This is a genomic window from Corynebacterium crudilactis, assembly GCF_001643015.1.
Classification (GTDB): Bacteria; Actinomycetota; Actinomycetes; order Mycobacteriales; family Mycobacteriaceae; genus Corynebacterium; species Corynebacterium crudilactis.
The window spans coordinates 544,523-562,304 of sequence record NZ_CP015622.1 but is presented as its reverse complement, the minus strand read 5'-3'; the positions used below and the strand labels follow the sequence as shown (position 1 = coordinate 562,304).

General features: G+C 52.9%; 24 protein-coding genes. 3 read left to right on the top strand and 21 right to left on the bottom strand.

From position 1 onward, the window contains the following. Positions 1-44 precede the first annotated feature (44 nt). Positions 45-683, bottom strand: a complete 639-nt coding sequence (locus ccrud_RS02685) for an HD domain-containing protein (RefSeq protein ID WP_066564500.1) — start codon at positions 681-683, stop codon at positions 45-47. Positions 684-786: 103 nt separating this feature from the next. On the opposite strand from ccrud_RS02685, the gene ccrud_RS02680 reads away from it, so the two are divergent. Beyond that, entirely contained in the window at positions 787-1,737 is a 951-nt protein-coding gene (locus tag ccrud_RS02680) for a GlxA family transcriptional regulator (RefSeq protein ID WP_066564497.1), read from the top strand. Positions 1,738-1,740: 3 nt separating this feature from the next. On the opposite strand, the gene ccrud_RS02675 is transcribed toward ccrud_RS02680, so the two are convergent. The 4 genes from ccrud_RS02675 to rplN form a co-directional block, all read right to left on the bottom strand. After that, positions 1,741-2,718, bottom strand: coding sequence for an SGNH/GDSL hydrolase family protein (locus ccrud_RS02675; protein WP_066564494.1), 978 nt, complete (start codon positions 2,716-2,718; stop codon positions 1,741-1,743). A gap of 151 nt (positions 2,719-2,869) precedes the next feature. Beyond that, complete coding sequence (gene rplE / locus ccrud_RS02670) at positions 2,870-3,445, bottom strand: 50S ribosomal protein L5 (RefSeq protein WP_066564491.1); 576 nt, start codon at positions 3,443-3,445, stop codon at positions 2,870-2,872. Beyond that, positions 3,445-3,759 (bottom strand): 50S ribosomal protein L24, encoded by a 315-nt coding sequence (gene rplX / locus ccrud_RS02665; protein WP_066564488.1) that lies wholly within the window; start codon positions 3,757-3,759, stop codon positions 3,445-3,447. The genes rplE and rplX overlap by 1 nt, the downstream gene beginning before the upstream one ends. A 2-nt stretch (positions 3,760-3,761) precedes the next feature. Further along, positions 3,762-4,130 carry a 50S ribosomal protein L14 gene (gene rplN / locus ccrud_RS02660; RefSeq protein WP_066564487.1) on the bottom strand — a complete coding sequence of 123 codons (369 nt, stop codon included), beginning with the start codon at positions 4,128-4,130 and terminating at the stop codon, positions 3,762-3,764. Between the two features lie 337 nt (positions 4,131-4,467). On the opposite strand from rplN, the gene ccrud_RS02655 reads away from it, so the two are divergent. Continuing rightward, positions 4,468-5,154 carry an LppP/LprE family lipoprotein gene (locus ccrud_RS02655; protein WP_066564484.1) on the top strand — a complete coding sequence of 229 codons (687 nt, stop codon included), beginning with the start codon at positions 4,468-4,470 and terminating at the stop codon, positions 5,152-5,154. 118 nt (positions 5,155-5,272) lie between these two features. Here the strand turns inward: ccrud_RS02655 and rpsQ are convergent, their stop codons facing one another. The 16 genes from rpsQ to rpsL form a co-directional block, all read right to left on the bottom strand. Next, positions 5,273-5,551 (bottom strand): 30S ribosomal protein S17, encoded by a 279-nt coding sequence (rpsQ, locus tag ccrud_RS02650; RefSeq protein ID WP_066564481.1) that lies wholly within the window; start codon positions 5,549-5,551, stop codon positions 5,273-5,275. A gap of 2 nt (positions 5,552-5,553) precedes the next feature. Then, a complete protein-coding gene (rpmC, locus tag ccrud_RS02645) occupies positions 5,554-5,784 on the bottom strand; it encodes a 50S ribosomal protein L29 (RefSeq protein WP_003854304.1) in 231 nt (76 codons plus the stop codon). Continuing rightward, a complete protein-coding gene (gene rplP / locus ccrud_RS02640; protein WP_003854302.1) occupies positions 5,784-6,200 on the bottom strand; it encodes a 50S ribosomal protein L16 in 417 nt (138 codons plus the stop codon). The genes rpmC and rplP overlap by 1 nt, the downstream gene beginning before the upstream one ends. 2 nt (positions 6,201-6,202) lie before the next feature. Further along, positions 6,203-6,949, bottom strand: coding sequence for a 30S ribosomal protein S3 (gene rpsC / locus ccrud_RS02635; RefSeq protein ID WP_066564474.1), 747 nt, complete (start codon positions 6,947-6,949; stop codon positions 6,203-6,205). Beyond that, positions 6,949-7,311 (bottom strand): 50S ribosomal protein L22, encoded by a 363-nt coding sequence (gene rplV / locus ccrud_RS02630; protein ID WP_066564472.1) that lies wholly within the window; start codon positions 7,309-7,311, stop codon positions 6,949-6,951. Before rplV ends, rpsC begins: the two co-directional genes overlap by 1 nt. A 3-nt stretch (positions 7,312-7,314) precedes the next feature. After that, positions 7,315-7,593: a 30S ribosomal protein S19 gene (gene rpsS, locus ccrud_RS02625; protein WP_015650392.1), complete on the bottom strand. Its 279-nt coding sequence runs from the start codon at positions 7,591-7,593 to the stop codon at positions 7,315-7,317. A 16-nt stretch (positions 7,594-7,609) separates the two neighbouring features. After that, positions 7,610-8,452, bottom strand: coding sequence for a 50S ribosomal protein L2 (gene rplB / locus ccrud_RS02620; protein WP_066564470.1), 843 nt, complete (start codon positions 8,450-8,452; stop codon positions 7,610-7,612). A 24-nt stretch (positions 8,453-8,476) separates the two neighbouring features. After that, entirely contained in the window at positions 8,477-8,782 is a 306-nt protein-coding gene (rplW, locus tag ccrud_RS02615) for a 50S ribosomal protein L23 (RefSeq protein ID WP_066564468.1), read from the bottom strand. Further along, positions 8,782-9,438, bottom strand: a complete 657-nt coding sequence (gene rplD, locus ccrud_RS02610) for a 50S ribosomal protein L4 (RefSeq protein WP_066564466.1) — start codon at positions 9,436-9,438, stop codon at positions 8,782-8,784. The genes rplW and rplD overlap by 1 nt, the downstream gene beginning before the upstream one ends. Beyond that, positions 9,435-10,091 carry a 50S ribosomal protein L3 gene (gene rplC / locus ccrud_RS02605; protein ID WP_066564456.1) on the bottom strand — a complete coding sequence of 219 codons (657 nt, stop codon included), beginning with the start codon at positions 10,089-10,091 and terminating at the stop codon, positions 9,435-9,437. The genes rplD and rplC overlap by 4 nt, the downstream gene beginning before the upstream one ends. 32 nt (positions 10,092-10,123) lie before the next feature. Then, positions 10,124-10,429: a 30S ribosomal protein S10 gene (rpsJ, locus tag ccrud_RS02600; protein WP_003854291.1), complete on the bottom strand. Its 306-nt coding sequence runs from the start codon at positions 10,427-10,429 to the stop codon at positions 10,124-10,126. A gap of 563 nt (positions 10,430-10,992) precedes the next feature. Continuing rightward, complete coding sequence (locus tag ccrud_RS02595; RefSeq protein ID WP_066564452.1) at positions 10,993-11,727, bottom strand: hypothetical protein; 735 nt, start codon at positions 11,725-11,727, stop codon at positions 10,993-10,995. Positions 11,728-11,870: 143 nt separating this feature from the next. After that, on the bottom strand, positions 11,871-13,061 hold the full coding sequence (tuf, locus tag ccrud_RS02590) for an elongation factor Tu (protein WP_066564449.1): 1,191 nt from the start codon (positions 13,059-13,061) through the stop codon (positions 11,871-11,873). Between the two features lie 367 nt (positions 13,062-13,428). After that, a complete protein-coding gene (gene fusA / locus ccrud_RS02585) occupies positions 13,429-15,558 on the bottom strand; it encodes an elongation factor G (protein WP_066564447.1) in 2,130 nt (709 codons plus the stop codon). Between the two features lie 347 nt (positions 15,559-15,905). Further along, positions 15,906-16,373 (bottom strand): 30S ribosomal protein S7, encoded by a 468-nt coding sequence (gene rpsG / locus ccrud_RS02580; RefSeq protein ID WP_066564445.1) that lies wholly within the window; start codon positions 16,371-16,373, stop codon positions 15,906-15,908. 6 nt (positions 16,374-16,379) lie between these two features. Then, positions 16,380-16,748 carry a 30S ribosomal protein S12 gene (gene rpsL / locus ccrud_RS02575; protein ID WP_066564442.1) on the bottom strand — a complete coding sequence of 123 codons (369 nt, stop codon included), beginning with the start codon at positions 16,746-16,748 and terminating at the stop codon, positions 16,380-16,382. Between the two features lie 324 nt (positions 16,749-17,072). Between rpsL and ccrud_RS02570 the strand changes: the two genes are divergently transcribed. After that, positions 17,073-17,762 (top strand): DUF1707 SHOCT-like domain-containing protein, encoded by a 690-nt coding sequence (locus ccrud_RS02570; protein ID WP_066564440.1) that lies wholly within the window; start codon positions 17,073-17,075, stop codon positions 17,760-17,762. Positions 17,763-17,782: the final 20 nt, after the last annotated feature.

Genomic DNA, 17,782 nt, shown 5'->3' with positions numbered 1-17,782 from the left:
TGTGCTCTTTCTGTATTTTCTTGGAAGATACCAACAAAGAGGAGCTATTCAGCCCACTTGTTGTTCTCAATTACTTCGACAAAATTTCCTCGTACAAATCCAGGAACGAACCGCTCTAAAACATCCGCTTTCACATTTCCAAAGGTGGTTTCTGGCCGGTCTTTGATTCCATCAGTAAATGCTGCCAAGATTTGCTTCTTGAAATCAGGTCGTGGGTGGAGCTGCGTGATCTCCGCTCGTTGTTCCTCGGTGATGGTGTCGTATCCAATGCCCAGCACATCATGCTCAACACCACGGGTCACCAAAGCTACTTCAGCATCCATATGCAATGGAATTTCTGGGGTTGTGTGTAGTGCAATAGCATTCCAGACCTTAGTTGCCTCGGCATCAGCAATTCCATGAGAAAACAGGAAACGTCGAGCTTCATCAGCACCATCGATTTCAAAGCGCTGGTCTTCACGACGAAACTTCTCAGTCAGCCCAAGGTCATGGAACATAGCTCCTACATAAAGCAGCTCTGGATCAAATGAAATCTGATCCTGTGTACCGCGTAGGGCACCAAAAATAAAAACACGACGCGAATGGTTATAAATCAGGGGTGAAGCAAACTCTCGAACCAGCTCAGTAGCTTCTCGGGCCAAAGTGGAATCTGGGATAGTGATACCTGAAATAGTTTCAGCCATGTAGCTCTCCTCCATCGGAATTAATTACCTTAATGTCCAATTGTGCCGAAGTAGCTTATGGTTAAGCCATGTCTTTCAAGCCAATAAAACCTCAAAAACAGACATGAGAAAAGTCGGATTTCTGGTATTCGATGATGTGACGATGCTCGATGTCTCAGGCCCTGCGGAAGTTCTTAGCAGAGCTACTGACTATGAACTCGTCTACTTTTCACCTACTGGAGGCTCTATTTCCTCAAACAGTGGTCTTTCCGTCTCCGGCACGTTGATTCCTGATCTTGAGCTGACAAAAAGCCTAGACACACTCATTATCGCGGGCTCCGATGCACTTCCGGGCTCCCCCTGGCCAGACGGTCTTATAGAAGCTGCACGAATACTTACTACAGGCACGCACCGTATAGCTAGCGTGTGCACCGGAGCATTTATTCTTGCTGAGCTTGGGTTACTCAACGGGCGCCATGCGACTACTCATTGGAAAAATGCCCAAGATCTCGCGCGTAGATATCCCAAAATCCGAGTTGATGCAGATATCTTGCACGTCCATGATGGTCAATTCATCACCTCAGCAGGCATTTCTGCAGGTATTGACCTTGCTTTATCCATTGTGGAAGAAGACCATGGCGCTTCAGCTGCCCGAGAAATTGCTCAGGAAATGGTTGTATTCATGCACCGTCCAGGTGGACAATCACAATTTACGGGTGCTTATAGCTATTCACCAGCTAGTAATTCCATAGTCCAAAAAGCCATATCTATCTTCGATGCTGACCCAACTGGAGAACACACTCTAGTTTCACTTGCTCATGCAGTTTCCGTCAGTACTCGCCACCTAAGTAGGCTCTTTCAACAGGAACTTGGTATTACTCCAGCGCGTTGGATCGAGCGCATGCGGTTGTCTCGAGCTCAGAAATTTATCCTTGATGGCTTTACTATCTCCGCGACAGCTCAACACTCAGGATTTGGTAGCGATGAGAATCTTAGAAGAGCATTTTCCAGAAGTTTTCATATGTCGCCCACCGAATATCGAGCACGATTCAGCTCAACATTTCGAACTTTTTAACACCTACAATTGAGCGCTGAGCATACCAGCGGTAACAGCGTCACCTTTGGGAGATGGATGCCATGTGCCACCCACGGCGTTTACTCTCATATCCAGAACCCCATTAACCCAAGGATCTGCTGAACAGCTGCTGTGGCCGGCAGTAGCTTCACGCAGATCAACGTGCTGGACTTCTAAAATCTCTGAGGCATCACGGATTGCGGCTTCGAGCTGGTTCATATAAGAGACCAAATTAACAGCATCTGGTTTCCTCATCTCAGTTCCGCCAATTCGCACACAAATCTCACTGCCTGTTCGTGGCATATATTCTTGATAACCCAGCAAGGTGATGTGAGCATTCGGAGCATAGTACTTCAAATAATCAATCACTGGTTTCATGCGCTCAGCATAATTTTCGCCAGTTACTGCAGCGGGATCCTGCATCGTTCCAGCAGCCACTGCCCTCTCGCCACACCCGTTGACCAGATCAAAAAGACAATTAATCACGGAATACCGCAGGTTGATAGATGAGTGCCCCCATTGATCATTCTTGCCAAACTGAATAAAGATATTCTCTGTTTTTGGTCCAATAGCCCCTAGTGCCTCTGCATGGCGAACTTCATCAGAGAAATGGAAACCAGTCGAATTAATAGAAGCTCCATTACATGAAAGATCAATAAGATCCCCCTGAGCTAAGCCTTGAGTGGCCTGCAGCTGCGCAGGCCACGACAAGTGGCCTTTTAAACAACCGCGTTCATCAACACGAAAAGGTGCATTGGTTCCTGAAGCATGGGAATCACCAAAAACTACTACTTTGGCACCGCCGGCAAAAGCTTGAGCATCAGGGATTCCTTCAGAAGAGGTCACTCCACGCAAAAAGTCAGCCTTCTGTACAGCACTACTTCCAAGACTTTGGCCCTGCGCAACTGGAAGGATACCAGTGGCTAGGAAAATAGCTACTATCGCAGCCCCAACTACATTCAGGAATTTTCTTCGTACCACAGTTAGAACTCCACTTCAGTTAGCTTCAGGAGTCCAACAGGTAGTTGAAAAATCCCCAGAGCAGATAGCAGTATCCTATCAAGTGTTCTAAACGTTGGAGGATGCAAAAAAGCACCTACCTTAAAAGGTAAGTGCTTAGTTGAGGTGCAAATTACTTCTGGCGGTTGCCGTCTTCACCCTTGAAAGGGAAGCCGAGCTCGCTGAGCAGCTTGCGACCTTCAGCGTCAGTCACAGCGGTGGTGACAACGGTGATGTCCATACCACGAGGACGGTCGACCTTGTCGACGTCGATTTCGTAGAACATGGTCTGCTCGGTGAGGCCGAAGGTGTAGTTACCGTGGCCGTCGAACTGCTGATCAGAAAGTCCACGGAAGTCGCGGATACGTGGCAGAGCCACGGTCAGCAGACGATCCAGGAACTCCCACATGCGATCGCCGCGCAGGGTAACCTTTGCGCCGATTGGCATGCCTTCACGGAGCTTGAAGTTAGCGATGGACTTCTTCGCACGGCGAAGCTGTGGCTTCTGACCGGTGATTGCGGTGAGGTCCTCGATAGCGCCGTTGATGAGCTTGGAGTCACGAGCTGCGTCGCCGACACCCATGTTGACGACAACCTTGGTGACGCCTGGGATCTGCATAACGTTCTCGAACTCGAACTCAACCTGCAGTGCGTTGCGGATTTCGTCCTGGTAGCGGCTCTTCAGACGAGGGGTGTAATTCTCAGTCATTAGATGTCCTTCCCATTGCGGCGAGAAACGCGAACCTTCTTGCCGTTTTCATCGATACGGTAACCAACGCGAGTTGGGTTACCTTCTGAATCGATGACCATGACGTTAGAGACATGGATCGGAGCTTCTTGGGTCACGATTCCGCCGGACTCAGCGCCACGCTCTGGTGCGGAGTTAGCTACGTGCTTCTTGATACGGTTAACGCCTTCGACGAGAACCTTTTCGGACTTAGGGAAAGCCGCGATGACCTGTCCCTTAGCGCCCTTGTCTGGACCTGAAATGACCAGAACCATATCGCCCTTGTGGATCTTCATTCCTAAATCACCTCCGGTGCGAGAGAAACGATCTTCATGAACTTCTTCTCACGAAGCTCACGAGCAACTGGTCCGAAGATACGGGTGCCGCGTGGCTCGTTGTCGTTCTTGATAATTACGGCAGCGTTCTCATCGAAGGAGATGTAAGAACCGTCAGCACGACGGGTCTCCTTCTTGGTGCGAACGATGACAGCCTTGACGATTTCGCCTGACTTAACATTGCCGCCTGGGGTTGCTTCCTTGACAGTGGCGACGATAACGTCACCAATGCCAGCAAAACGTCGGGTGGATCCACCAAGAACGCGGATGCACAGAATTTCACGTGCACCAGTGTTGTCGGCGATCTTCAGACGCGATTCTTGCTGAATCACTACTGGTCTCCTGACCTGGATTAATGCGTGCTGGATTTCCGTCCCAAACACGCGTGGTCTTTTGTCCTACAGATGTCTACATACTCCACAGAAGTGGGCAACGAACTATGGCTTTGCAGCTACGTCGAGGGGTCTCGGACACATGACTCGGAAAAGCACCATGAGCCCGACCTACACAGACAACCTGTATATCTAACCATATCTCTACCCCCGAGTACAAATCCCAGTTGCACTTCAATAAGCAACACTATAGGTCTAGTTTCCGATATACCTGTCAGCTCCCCGCACCTGTATCTTCTGTGGTACAGATAGCCACCAAATCTAGGGGGTAAATGCCATGCCCATGTTCCGAGTATTAAGTATAGGAAGCGGGGCTCTACTCATTACAGCATTGCTCAGCGGATGCGTTGCTCTTGAGGATCGCTCCACCGACACGTCAAGTAAACCTGCTTCGACAATCACCTCTACGGTTACCGCTACACCCACACCAGAACCTGAAACTGTTGCTTCCTCCACAGCAGCTTCCACAACACCTGTGCAATGCAACGTGGATCCACGCACCTCTGATTTTGGTCAGTTCCTTGCACAATCTCGGACTCCTGTTGGTGAACTAGGTGCCACACCAGACTCCGTTCTTCAGATCCCTGACATGTTTTACCATTTTCAAATGGGAGAAAACGGGTATGACTCATGTGCGGAATTAAGTTATGTCGTACTCAATGGTTCTAATGGTGGCACGCTAGGTCCAGCCGGTACTGGCTCTGCTATCTCCGATGCCCTCGTGCTATTTCATAATGGACAACTAGTCACTCATCCTGCACCTTTTGAAATGAAAGAGGTGGAATCTGTCACTCGGATTTCAGATTCAGAGCTTCAAGTAATTTATGGTCATGCTGGCGGAGCAACTGCAGAAGGCGTCACAGAAAAGTACACATTTACGTTCTTCATCGATAATGGAGTTCTCTCTGGGCGTGGAGATCTTCCCAAAGGTATCGATGGGCATCTTCGACTATCCCTCGTATAGCTGAGTTCCCAGAACACAGGTAGAAATTAGAAAACACCCCTGATGGAATTCCATCAGGGGTGTTAAGCATTCGCGTTAAGCGAATAGCAAGAGGTCATCATTCGAGATGACGCCCAGATTACTTAGCCTTTTCGATGATCTCGATCAGGCGGAAGTTCTTGTCCTTGGACAATGGACGAGTCTCTTCGATGCGAACCAAGTCACCGATTCCGGCGATCTGCTCCTCATCATGAGCCTTAACCTTCTTCGCGGAGCGAAGAATCTTGCCGTAGAGAGCGTGCTGCTTGCGGTCTTCGACCTCGACAACAATGGTCTTCTGCATCTTGTCAGAAACCACGTAGCCGGTGCGAACCTTGCGGGTGCTCTTTTCCTGGTTGTTCACGTTTGCCTCACTCATAATTAAGCCTCAGCTCCCGGAACCACAGACAAGCCCAGCTCACGCTCGCGAATAACGGTGTAAATGCGGGCGATGTCGCGCTTGACGGTGCGCAGGCGGCGGTTGTTGGTCAGCTGGCCAGTGGCAAGCTGAAAGCGAAGGTTGAAGAGTTCTTCCTTAGCCTCGTTGAGGCGGGTGACCAGTTCTTCTTCGTTGAGCTCACGGAACTCGTGTGCTGGGGTACCGATAGCCATTAGAGCTGATCCTCCCTCTTGACGATACGGACCTTGCATGGAAGCTTCTGGCCTGCGCGGCGAAGTGCCTCGAGAGCAGTTGCTTCGTCCGGGTAGCTCATCTCGAAGAGAATACGGCCCGGCTTGATGTTTGCAACCCACTTCTCCACAGGACCCTTACCGGAACCCATACGAACGCCGAGTGGCTTCTGGGTCAGTGGGCGATCTGGGAAGATGTTGATCCAAACCTTGCCACCACGCTTGACGTGGCGGTTGATTGCGATACGTGCAGATTCAATCTGACGGTTGGTGATGTAGGCAGGCTCGAGAGCCTGGATGCCGTACTCACCGAAAGTGACGCGGTTGCCGCCCTTAGAGATACCGCTACGGGTTGGGCGGTGCTGGCGACGGTACTTAACGCGCTTAGGAATAAGCATGTTTAGCCCTCCTGCTTCTGCTCAGCACGCTGACGACGCTGGCCACCACGACGCGGACGTGCGTTGCGGTCGCCGCGGCCGCGACGCTCTGCGGGTGCATTGATCTCGCTCTCGCGACGTCCACCAACGACGTCACCCTTGTAGATCCACACCTTGACGCCGATGCGTCCGAAAGTGGTGTGAGCCTCGTAGGTGCCGTAATCGATTTCAGCGCGAAGGGTGTGCAGTGGAACGCGGCCTTCATGGTAACGCTCGGTACGGGACATCTCGGCACCGCCGAGACGACCAGAACACACAACCTTGATGCCCTTAACCTGTGGCTGACGCATTGCAGACTGGATAGCCTTGCGCATTGCGCGACGGAATGCCACGCGGTTGGTCAGCTGCTCGGCGATGGACTGAGCCACCAGCTGAGCGTTAGCATCGACGTTCTTGACCTCGAGGATGTTGAGGGCAACCTGCTTGCCGGAAAGCTTCTCGAGCTCACGACGAATGCGGTCAGCCTCAGCGCCACGACGACCAATGACGATGCCTGGGCGAGCGGTGTGGATGTCAACGCGAACGCGGTCGCGGGTGCGCTCGATGACAACGTCGGCGATGCCGGCGCGGTCGAGGCCCTTGGACAGGAATTCGCGAATCTTGATGTCTTCAGCAACGTAAGCTGCGTAAGACTTATCGGCGTACCAATGGGACTTCCAGTCGGAAGTGATGCCCAATCGGAGGCCGTGTGGATGGATCTTCTGGCCCACTAGTTGGCTCCTTCCTTCTGGCTGTCAACGACCACAGTGATGTGGCTGCTGCGCTTACGGATCTGGAAAGCACGTCCCTGAGCACGTGGCTGGAAGCGCTTCATGGTTGGACCTTCGTCGACGTAAGCCTCGGAGATAACCAGGGTGCGTGGATCCAGGCCGAAGTTGTTCTCAGCGTTAGCTGCTGCAGATGCAACAACCTTTGCTACAGGCTCAGCTGCTGCCTGTGGCGCGTACTTCAGGATAGACAGTGCTTCGACGACAGTCTTGCCGCGAACGAGGTCAATCACGCGACGAGCCTTCATAGGGCTGACGCGGACGAAGCGAGCGGTCGCGCGTGCGGAGGTGATGTTGTCACTCATCGCTTATCGACGTCCCTTCTTGTCGTCCTTGATATGACCCTTGAAGGTCTTGGTAGGGGCGAATTCGCCCAGCTTGTGGCCAACCATGGCATCATCCACGAATACAGGCACATGCTTGCGTCCATCATGGACGGCAAAGGTGTGACCGATGAAATCGGGGAGAATGGTGGAACGGCGGGACCAGGTCTTGATGACCTGCTTGGTTCCCTTTTCGTTCTGAGCGTCTACCTTGTTGAGGAGGTGCTCATCGACGAAAGGGCCCTTTTTAAGGCTGCGTGGCATTCTTCGTTACCTCCTCTTAGCGCTTCTTGTTCTTGTTAGCACGACGGCGACGGACAATCATGTCATCGCTGTAGCGCTTAGGGCTGCGGGTGCGGCCTTCCTTCTGTCCCCATGGGGAGACAGGGTGACGTCCACCAGAAGTCTTACCTTCACCACCACCGTGTGGGTGGTCGACCGGGTTCATTACGACACCTCGGACGGATGGGCGCCAGCCCTTCCAACGCATACGACCAGCTTTACCCCAGCGAATGTTGATCTGATCGGCGTTGCCGACCTCACCAACAGTTGCGCGGCAGCGAATGTCTACGCGGCGGATCTCGGTGGATGGCATACGCAGAACTGCGTAAGCGCCTTCCTTACCAAGAAGCTGAATGGAAGTACCAGCTGAACGAGCCAGCTTAGCACCTGCGCCTGGCTTCAACTCCACGTTGTGGATGGTGGTACCAGTTGGGATGTTGCGAAGTGGAAGGTTGTTGCCAACCTTGATGTCCGCAGCAGCGCCGGACTCGATAACGGTGCCCTGGGTCAGGCCCTTCGGTGCGAGGATGTAACGCTTCTCGCCATCGAAGTAGTGAAGCAGTGCAATGTTAGCGGTACGGTTCGGGTCGTACTCGATGTGAGCGACCTTCGCCAGGACGCCGTCCTTGTCATTACGACGGAAGTCGATGACGCGGAAACGACGCTTGTGTCCACCACCGCGGTGACGGGTGGTGATGTGGCCGTGAGAGTTACGTCCGCCGGTCTTGCTCAGTGGGCGAAGAAGTGACTTCTCAGGGGTCGAGCGGGTGATCTCCGAGAACATGGAAACGGAGCTCTGACGGCGACCCGGGGTTGTCGGCTTGTACTTACGAATAGCCATAATGTGTCCTTTTCTATCGACGTCTTAAGCGACGGAGCCGTTGAAGATGTCGATGGAGTCGCTGCCTTCGCGAAGAGTCACATAAGCGCGCTTGGTGGCTTTGCGAGTACCGAAGCCGGAGCGGGAGCGCTTGCGCTTACCTGCACGGTTAAGGGTGTTCACAGATGCAACCTTGACGCCGAAGATCTCTTCGATGGCAATCTTAATCTGAGTCTTGTTAGCGTCAGTGGAGACGAAGAACGTGTAAACGTTCTGCTCCATGAGGCCGTAAGACTTCTCAGAAACGACCGGTGCGATGATGATGTCGCGTGGGTTGGCGATAGTAGCCATTAGTTCTGCTCCTCCTGTGCCGCACCAGAAGCGCGGTTGATGAAGGTGTGGAGAGCCTCAACGGAGAACACAACGTCGTCAGACTTGAGAACGTCGTAGGTGTTCAGCTGATCAGCGGCCAGAATGTGGACGCCAGGCAGGTTGTTAGCACTCCTCTGGGCGTTAAGATCCTCACGGCTCAGTACGAGCAGTACGGACTTACGCTCGGTCAGACGCTCGATGAAAGCCTTTGCAGACTTGGTCGAAGGCTTCTGGCCAGGCACCAATTCGGAGATGACGTGGATGCGTGCAGTGCGTGCACGATCGGAAAGCGCACCGTAAAGTGCAGCCTTGATCATCTTCTTAGGGGTGCGCTGAGAGTAGTCGCGTGGCTTAGGGCCGTGGGAAATGCCACCACCGGTGAAGTGAGGTGCACGGATCGAGCCCTGACGAGCGCGACCGGTTCCCTTCTGGCGGAATGGCTTACGGCCACCGCCACTTACTTCAGCACGGGTCTTGGTGGAGTGGGTGCCCTGTCGAGCTGCTGCAAGCTGTGCGTTGACAACCTGGTGCAGCAGTGCGACGGAAACCTCACGGTCAAAAATCTCTGCAGGGAGTTCTACAGAACCGTTGATGTTTCCATCAGCGGTCTGAACATCCAGCTTCAGATTCGTCATGCGTGTGCACCGCCCTTCACTGCGGTCTTAACGGTAACGATGCCACCACGGTTACCAGGGATTGCGCCCTTGATAAGGATGATGTTGGCATCGGCGTCAATCTTCTGAACCTTGAGGTTCTGGGTGGTGACGCGGTCATTACCCATACGGCCAGCCATACGCTTGCCCTTGAAGATGCGACCTGGGGTAGCAGCTGCACCAATGCCACCAACGCGGCGGTGTGCAGCCTGGTTACCGTGGCCAGCACCCTGGCCAGCAAAGCCGTGACGCTTCATAGCGCCGGCGAAGCCCTTACCCTTGGAGGTACCGGTGACGTCAACGAACTTAATGTCGTTGAAGATCTCCACGGTAACATCCTGGCCGAGCTCGTAACCGGAGATATCGTCCATACGAATCTCGGTGACGTGACGGCGGGGGGTAACGCCTGCTTTGTTGTAGTGACCAGTCAAAGGCTGGTTCACCTTGCGTGGGTCGATTTCGCCGTAAGCAATTTGGATGGCGTTGTAGCCATCGGTCTCAACGGTGCGAATCTGGGAAACTACGCATGGACCCGCTTCAACGACGGTAACCGGAATAACGCGGTTTTCCTCGTCGAAGATCTGAGTCATGCCGAGCTTTGTGCCCAGAATGCCCTTGATCTCGTTTTCACTCATTATTTATTCTCCGCTGCCAAAAATTCCGTCGATCACTGAATATTCACGTCGACGCTGGCCGGAAGGTCGATGCGCATAAGTGCATCAACAGTCTTCGGCGTCGGGTCGAGGATGTCGATCAGGCGCTTGTGAGTGCGCATCTCGAAGTGCTCGCGAGAATCCTTGTACTTATGTGGAGAACGAATAACGGCGTATACGTTCTTTTCGGTAGGCAAAGGCACCGGTCCAACGACTCGGGCACCCGTACGGGTGACCGTCTCAACGATTTTGCGTGCAGACGCATCAATCGCTTCGTGGTCGTAGGCCTTGAGCCTAATGCGGATCTTTTGTCCCGCCACGCTTATCCTCTTCCTCGCTAGTCCCACATCTTCCATAATTGGAAAAGCGGTGGGAATTCGCTTAATTCTTTACTCTATAACGTTGTCCGGGCTAGGGGCTCGGGCGCAACGCCAGTGTTTAACCTGACCTGTCACATGTGTCTGACATTGGATCACGGGCGCTGTGCAAATAAAACGCGCCACGATGAACCCGATATAAATCAGGAAAATCGGAAGGGACCAAAATGCGTGATCTAGGCCCTAACGTAACTGCCGCTGTTTATTTACCATGCCCCTTCTCCGGTTCCGCCTTCACCAGTTACCCGGCTACAGTGGATACCCCCTGAAGTTGAATCACACTTGCATGTTCCTCGACCTCAATTGAAGGTGTCATGTTTGCCTTACCAACTGGTGCGTTTAATTCGCACCGTGTTAAGGCAACTCAAGTAGTTAACCATAAAGCCACCTGGAGTACAACCCCTATCTGCAGAAACTTTCCTCTTTCACGCAGAAAGTTCAAAGTGAAATGTTTCACACTTAGCCAAAGAAACTCTATTGTTAGAACCCACCCGCCCCTACGAGGTTCAGCCCTCTAGAGGAATAATCTTTTCCAGCATCCCTAGTTCCATCACTGCCCCACTGCCAGTTTCCTGTACTTTAAATGTCTGCCCCGGAGTAGCACTGATCAGTTGATCCCACTTCACACTGCGCTGCTCCACAGTTCGCCGCGAGGATTGATAAAGTTCGAGCCCATGATTGAGTAACGCAGTATCTCCATCATCAAAAATAAGCTGATAAGTCTTATCCCCCAACTTTCTGCGACGCACTCCAGTCAAGCTCTCGATCTCAGCGGTTGGATTTTCATTGAGCAAAGTAATACGCACGACTACTCCAAACCGGTGCTCGACACCTTCGGTATCCGTAATAACTAGCGGTTCGCCTGAGCGACAGCGTCGAAGCTTTTCAAATTCCCATACTCCGGGCTGAGGTGCCGGCTGTTCCCTGTTTATTCTTCGCACGCTGACGCGATATGGATCTACAGTCACTCGAAAAGCTGGTGATTCTGTTTCAACGAGAAAACGACCCCGGACTACCTCTTCAGACATTGGAGCACAAGCTGCAGCATAACCACGCACCTCACCGGGATTCTCTCGATAGAGAGTAAGAAGTGCTTCCACAAGATCTTCATCGGTGTTCCCCCAACCGATGCCCCGATTACCTAGCATGCCGAAAAGTGTTGGCAACGTGAGATCTGGCTGTGCCTCCCAGACTCGTTGTAGCTGGGCGAGAACCTGGGGAATGCGAGAAGGATCCTTCATGGCTCTTGATTGTAGTTCCCCAAGGATGCTCTCCCGAGGCCATGGCCCTCGAAATACAAAAACAGCGGTCCCAGAGGAATTATCCTCTGGGACCGCTGTAAGTTTGTCAAAGCCTAAAAAGCTTCAACAGTTAGAGCATCAAATTACTTGATGATCTTGGTGACACGGCCAGCGCCAACGGTGCGGGAGCCTTCGCGAATAGCGAAACGCAGGCCCTCGTCCATAGCGACAGGCTGGATCAGGGTGACGGACATGTCGACGTTATCGCCAGGCATAACCATCTCGGTGCCCTCTGGCAGCTTCACAACACCGGTAACGTCGGTGGTGCGGAAGTAGAACTGAGGACGGTAGTTGTCGAAGAATGGGGTGTGGCGGCCGCCCTCATCCTTAGCAAGAACGTAGACAGAGCCCTCGAACTCGGTGTGAGGGGTGTAAGCGCCTGGCTTAACGATAACCTGGCCACGCTCAACGTCTTCGCGCTTGATGCCGCGAAGAAGCAGACCACAGTTGTCGCCAGCTTCAGCGGAGTCAAGAAGCTTACGGAACATCTCGATACCGGTAACGGTGGTAGAGGTGGACTTTTCCTTGATGCCGATGATGTCAACGTCATCGTTAACGTTCAGGGTGCCACGCTCAACACGACCGGTAACAACGGTGCCACGACCGGTGATGGTGAAGATATCCTCGATAGGCATGAGGAATGGCTTCTCGGTCTCACGGATTGGGTCTGGGACGTTGTCGTCACAAGCCTGCATGAGCTCAAGAATCTGCTTGCCCCACTTCTCGTCGCCCTCAAGAGCCTTCAGAGCGGAGATGTGAACAATTGGAGCCTCTTCGTCGTAGTCCTGCTCAGCAAGAAGTTCGCGAACTTCCATCTCGACGAGCTCGATGATTTCCTCATCGTCAACCATGTCGCACTTGTTAAGAGCAACGAGGATGTAAGGAACGCCAACCTGGCGAGCAAGAAGAACGTGCTCACGGGTCTGTGGCATTGGGCCGTCGGTAGCAGCAACAACGAGGATTGCGCCGTCCATCTGAGCAGCGCCGGTGATCATGTTCTTGATGTAGTCGGCGTGGCCTGGAGCGTCAACGTGTGCGTAGTGGCGCTTTTCGGTCTGGTACTCAACGTGGGAGATGTTGATCGTGATGCCACGTTCCTTCTCCTCTGGAGCCTTATCGATGGAGTCGAAGGCGAAAGCCTCGTTGAGCTCAGGGTAAGCGTCAGCCAGAACCTTGGTGATAGCCGCGGTGGTGGTGGTCTTACCATGGTCAACGTGACCGATGGTGCCGATGTTAACGTGGGGCTTGGTACGCTCGAACTTCGCCTTTGCCACTGTATGTCCTCCTGGACTTCGTGGTGGCTACGACTTTCGCAGCCACGATATTGGTTTGCTTTCACTGTCATGATCCACCGGAAGGCTTTACACACAGATCTAGCGCATTACAAAATGTGCCAGTTACTGAATCCTAAGGGCAACGGCGTTGATTTTCAAACTACCAGCTACCCTGTGGATATTCGCAGGGTAACGGCCAGCTAAATACATCGGAATCTTGCCTTATAGCCGATTTCAAAATACTTAACAAGCCGCTACCCTACTCCACCTTACGCGCCTACTGACACGCTATAACGCGCGGGGTGGTGAGGGGTGCGTCGAAAAGCAAATGCTTTTCGACGCTTGCTTCTTTTGGACCTAAGAGGTCTTAGGAAGCGGTGCCGTTGCGCTCAGCAATAACATCTGCTGCAACGTTGGCTGGGACCTCTGCGTAGGAATCGAAGACCATGGAGTAGTTTGCACGACCCTGGGTCTTGGAACGCAGGTCACCGACGTAACCGAACATCTGTGACAGTGGAACCTTAGCCTTGACGATCTTGGCACCCGCACGATCATCCATGGAAGCAATCTGTCCACGACGGGAGTTTACGTCACCGATGACTTCACCCATGTACTCCTCAGGAGTGGTGATTTCAACGGACATGATTGGCTCCAGAAGAACTGGCTTTGCCTTTGCAACAGCTTCCTTGAACGCCTGGGAACCAGCGAGCTTGAAGGCCATTTCAGAGGAGTCAACGTCGTGGTAAGCGCCGTCTTCAAGGGTTGCCTTGACGTTAACCAGTGGGTAGCCAGCGAGGAAGCCGTACTGCATTGCATCCTGGATACCAGCGTCGACAGATGGGATGTATTCACGAGGAACACGACCACCGCTGACAGCGTTGTTGAACTTGTAGGTTGCGGACTCGCCCTCTTCAAGCTCATCTGCGGTAGGTGCGTAAGGCTCGATGGAGATGATGACCTTAGCGAACTGACCGGAACCACCGGTCTGCTTCTTATGGGTGTAGCTGAGGGACTCAACCGCCTTGCGGATGGTCTCACGGTAAGCAACCTGTGGGTCACCGATGTTTGCCTCAACCTTGTACTCGCGCTTCATGCGGTCAACAAGAACGTCCAAGTGGAGCTCGCCCATGCCGCCGATGACGGTCTGGCCGGACTCATCGTCCAGGTGAACGGTGAAGGTTGGGTCTTCTTCAGCAAGCTTCTGGATAGCTAGGCCGAGCTTTTCCTGGTCAGACTTGGTCTTTGGCTCAATTGCAACCTGGATAACTGGATCCGGGAAGTCCATGGACTCAAGAATGATTGGGTTAGCAGCATCACACAGGGTGTCACCGGTGGTGGTGTCCTTCAGGCCGATGAATGCGTAGATGTTACCAGCGTGTGCAATCTCAACAGGGTTTTCCTTGTTGGCGTGCATCTGGAACAGCTTGCCGACGCGTTCCTTCTTGTTCTTGGTGGAGTTAAGAACCTGCTCGCCTGGCTCAACCTTGCCGGAGTACAGACGAACGAAGGTGAGCTTACCGAAGAATGGGTGTGCTGCAATCTTGAATGCAAGTGCAGACAGTGGCTCTGTGTCAGAAGGCTTACGGGTCAGAACCTTCTCAGGATCCTTAACGTCGGTGCCCTGGGTCTCGCCAACATCCAGTGGGGATGGCAGGAAGTCGATGACTGCGTCGAGCAAAGGCTGAACGCCCTTGTTCTTGTATGCAGTACCACAGTAAACAGGGTAGATCTCAGAGTTAACAACCATCTTGCGGATAGCTGCCTTGATCTCAGCGATGGTCAGTTCTTCGCCGCCGAAGTACTTCTCCATGAGAGCTTCATCAGATTCTGCAACGGTTTCGAGCAGCTTCTCGCGGTACTCTTCAGCACGCTCAACGAGATCAGCTGGGATTTCCTCAACGGTAGCTTCGGTACCAATTGGGGTAACTCCACGCCAGGTCAGAGCCTTCATTTCAAGAAGGTCAACGACGCCGTCGAAGTTGTCTTCAGCACCGATTGGGAGCTGCATGATCAATGGCTTTGCACCAAGACGATCCTGGATGGTACCAACGGTGAAGTAGAAATCAGCACCGAGCTTATCCATCTTGTTCACGAAGCAGATACGTGGAACGTCGTACTTGGTAGCCTGACGCCAAACCTGCTCGGACTGTGGCTCAACGCCTTCCTTGCCGTCGAACACAGCAACTGCGCCGTCAAGCACGCGGAGGGAACGCTCAACCTCAACGGTGAAGTCAACGTGACCAGGGGTGTCAATGATGTTGACCTGGTTGTTATCCCAGAAACAGGTAACCGCAGCGGAGGTAATGGTGATGCCGCGTTCCTTCTCCTGCTCCATCCAGTCGGTGGTTGCGCCACCGTCGTGGGTCTCTCCGACCTTACGGTTAATGCCGGTGTAGAAGAGGATGCGTTCGGTGGTCGTGGTCTTACCAGCATCGATGTGCGCCATGATGCCGATGTTGCGGACCTTGTTTAGATCCTTAAGCACTTCTTGTGCCACAGTGGTACCCCAACTTGATAGTTTGCGATGATTCCCTTTTAGCCACTTGGGCATCCATGACAGATACCCAAGTATTTAAAAGTTTTTCACCTACGGATAATTCTCTTGTTACATTTTGCCACTAACTTGCGTTTGAAGCAGCACGCTCCACACAAGTGACATGGATTTTTCAGCAACATACTGCCGAAACAGTGTTTAAATTTATCTAGTTCACAGCTGTGAACTGCACTAATGAGACTAAAAGCCCAGTCACTTTGAAGTAACGCAGACCGCCAGCATATTCAAATATGAAGTGCGCCGGCAGGCGTTGATCTTAAAAGTGATTGGGCATTCATGTCGTGCTAGTACTACCAGCGGTAGTGAGCGAAGGCGCGGTTGGCCTCTGCCATCTTGTGAGTGTCTTCACGACGCTTCACGGAAGCACCAAGGCCGTTGGCTGCATCCAGAAGTTCGTTTGCAAGACGCTCGATCATGGTGTTCTCACGACGCTGACGGGTGAAGGTTACCAACCAACGCAGTGCAAGGGTGGTTGCGCGCTCTGGGCGAACATCCACTGGCACCTGGTAGGTAGCGCCACCAACACGGCGGGAACGAACTTCGAGGTCTGGGCGGATGTTGCCAAGAGCCTTCTCGAGGGTTCCTACTGGATCGGTGCCGGTCTTCTCGCGGCAGATCTCGAGGGCACCGTAGACGATGCGCTCTGCGGTGGACTTCTTGCCACCGATAAGGATCTTGTTTACGAGCTGAGTAACGAGCTCAGACTTGTATACTGGATCCAGAACAATTGGACGCTTAGGAGCTGCTGATTTACGCATTTTTAATTATCCCCTCTTCGCGCCGTAGCGGGAACGAGCCTGCTTGCGGTCCTTAACACCCTGGGTATCCAGTGCGCCACGAACGATCTTGTAACGAACACCTGGGAGGTCCTTAACACGACCACCGCGAACGAGCACCATGGAGTGCTCCTGCAGGTTGTGGCCTTCACCAGGAATGTAAGCAGAAACCTCGATGCCGGAGGTAAGGCGCACACGTGCAACCTTACGCAGAGCGGAGTTAGGCTTCTTAGGAGTGGTGGTGTACACACGGGTGCATACGCCACGACGCTGAGGGGAACCCTTCAGTGCCGCGGTAGCCACCTTAACGGACTTATCGTGGCGGCCCTTACGGACCAGCTGCTGAATAGTTGGCATGAACCATCCTTATTTCGGAGTTGTTCTTTTTGTCTTCTGACGTGACGCCCGGGGGACGAACACGAAAGCTGAGCTTTGTCGATGGCGCGAGAATTTAAAAAGTGTCCAGACACGCAAAAAAGGGGGCTCTCTTTGGGGCCCGACCAAACATGTCACGAACAACCTATTAAATGCCTACATGCGCCACCGCGTCCCGGAAAACCAGGGGCGGTACCAGCGCGTGTTAGCGAGGTGCCGTCAGTTCCCAACTACAAGAGTGGGACTCAGCCGTTCACATTATCAGCTAGGCACACTTTCTACAAATCCCGGCCTACACTGGGATGCATGACTGGGCCAAATGAACGTGAACCTATCAAGAAGCTCGCCACTGATCTCAACCGAAATCAAGTGGTAGATGAGCTTTCTGCAGCCGTTTCCCGTGGCCAATTAACACTCCAGGAATTTGAGGAACGTTCTGCAAAAGCATGGAATGCGAGACATGTAGATGCACTGATTGAGCTCATTTCTGATGTCCATGACAACCCGCAGAGCCTTCTCGGCCAGCACTTCCCTGGCGCTACTTTGACACCTACAGCCACGCACTTCCCCGCTAATCCGACTATCTCTGATGCTGTCTCATTAATCCGCCAGCGCATCACAGGCAATCCCCATGGTTCTAAAATATCAATTTCCATCATGGGTGCTTCTGCACGCAAAGGCGATTGGTTGGTGCCTAATACGCACACCTCCATCGCCGTGATGGGCGGCAATCAGATCGATTTACGCGATGCTTTCTTTGAAAGCGACCATATTGAGATCAATGCTTATACCCTCATGGGTGGCATTGAGATCATCGTGCCTGAAGGAGTTGTTGTGATTTGTGATGGCATCGGCATTTTTGGCGGCTTCGAGCAGTCTGTCGATAAGGCCGTCACACTTCCCCCCACTCGCCTGCCCAACAATGCGCCTACCGTCCACATCCAGGGCATAGCGTTTATGGGCGGGGTCAGTGTGACCACGAAACTGCGCGACTAAAACGCTTTTCGACGTCTCCC

What these genes read in the sequence shown, in the direction of transcription:
- rpmC (WP_003854304.1), bottom strand. Translation starts at nt 5,784, where the DNA reads ATGGCTATCGGTACCCCAGCACACGAGTTCCGTGAGCTCAACGAAGAA.
- ccrud_RS02655 (WP_066564484.1), top strand. Translation starts at nt 4,468, where the DNA reads ATGCCCATGTTCCGAGTATTAAGTATAGGAAGCGGGGCTCTACTCATT.
- ccrud_RS02680 (WP_066564497.1), top strand. Translation starts at nt 787, where the DNA reads ATGAGAAAAGTCGGATTTCTGGTATTCGATGATGTGACGATGCTCGAT.
- ccrud_RS02570 (WP_066564440.1), top strand. Translation starts at nt 17,073, where the DNA reads ATGACTGGGCCAAATGAACGTGAACCTATCAAGAAGCTCGCCACTGAT.
- rpsS (WP_015650392.1), bottom strand. Translation starts at nt 7,593, where the DNA reads ATGCCACGCAGCCTTAAAAAGGGCCCTTTCGTCGATGAGCACCTCCTC.
- rplB (WP_066564470.1), bottom strand. Translation starts at nt 8,452, where the DNA reads ATGGCTATTCGTAAGTACAAGCCGACAACCCCGGGTCGCCGTCAGAGC.
- rpsL (WP_066564442.1), bottom strand. Translation starts at nt 16,748, where the DNA reads ATGCCAACTATTCAGCAGCTGGTCCGTAAGGGCCGCCACGATAAGTCC.
- rpsQ (WP_066564481.1), bottom strand. Translation starts at nt 5,551, where the DNA reads ATGAGTGAGGCAAACGTGAACAACCAGGAAAAGAGCACCCGCAAGGTT.
- ccrud_RS02685 (WP_066564500.1), bottom strand. Translation starts at nt 683, where the DNA reads ATGGCTGAAACTATTTCAGGTATCACTATCCCAGATTCCACTTTGGCC.
- rplV (WP_066564472.1), bottom strand. Translation starts at nt 7,311, where the DNA reads ATGAGTGACAACATCACCTCCGCACGCGCGACCGCTCGCTTCGTCCGC.
- ccrud_RS02595 (WP_066564452.1), bottom strand. Translation starts at nt 11,727, where the DNA reads ATGAAGGATCCTTCTCGCATTCCCCAGGTTCTCGCCCAGCTACAACGA.
- rplX (WP_066564488.1), bottom strand. Translation starts at nt 3,759, where the DNA reads ATGAAGATCCACAAGGGCGATATGGTTCTGGTCATTTCAGGTCCAGAC.
- rplD (WP_066564466.1), bottom strand. Translation starts at nt 9,438, where the DNA reads ATGACGAATCTGAAGCTGGATGTTCAGACCGCTGATGGAAACATCAAC.
- rplE (WP_066564491.1), bottom strand. Translation starts at nt 3,445, where the DNA reads ATGACTGAGAATTACACCCCTCGTCTGAAGAGCCGCTACCAGGACGAA.
- rplP (WP_003854302.1), bottom strand. Translation starts at nt 6,200, where the DNA reads ATGCTTATTCCTAAGCGCGTTAAGTACCGTCGCCAGCACCGCCCAACC.
- rplW (WP_066564468.1), bottom strand. Translation starts at nt 8,782, where the DNA reads ATGGCTACTATCGCCAACCCACGCGACATCATCATCGCACCGGTCGTT.
- rplC (WP_066564456.1), bottom strand. Translation starts at nt 10,091, where the DNA reads ATGAGTGAAAACGAGATCAAGGGCATTCTGGGCACAAAGCTCGGCATG.
- rpsG (WP_066564445.1), bottom strand. Translation starts at nt 16,373, where the DNA reads ATGCGTAAATCAGCAGCTCCTAAGCGTCCAATTGTTCTGGATCCAGTA.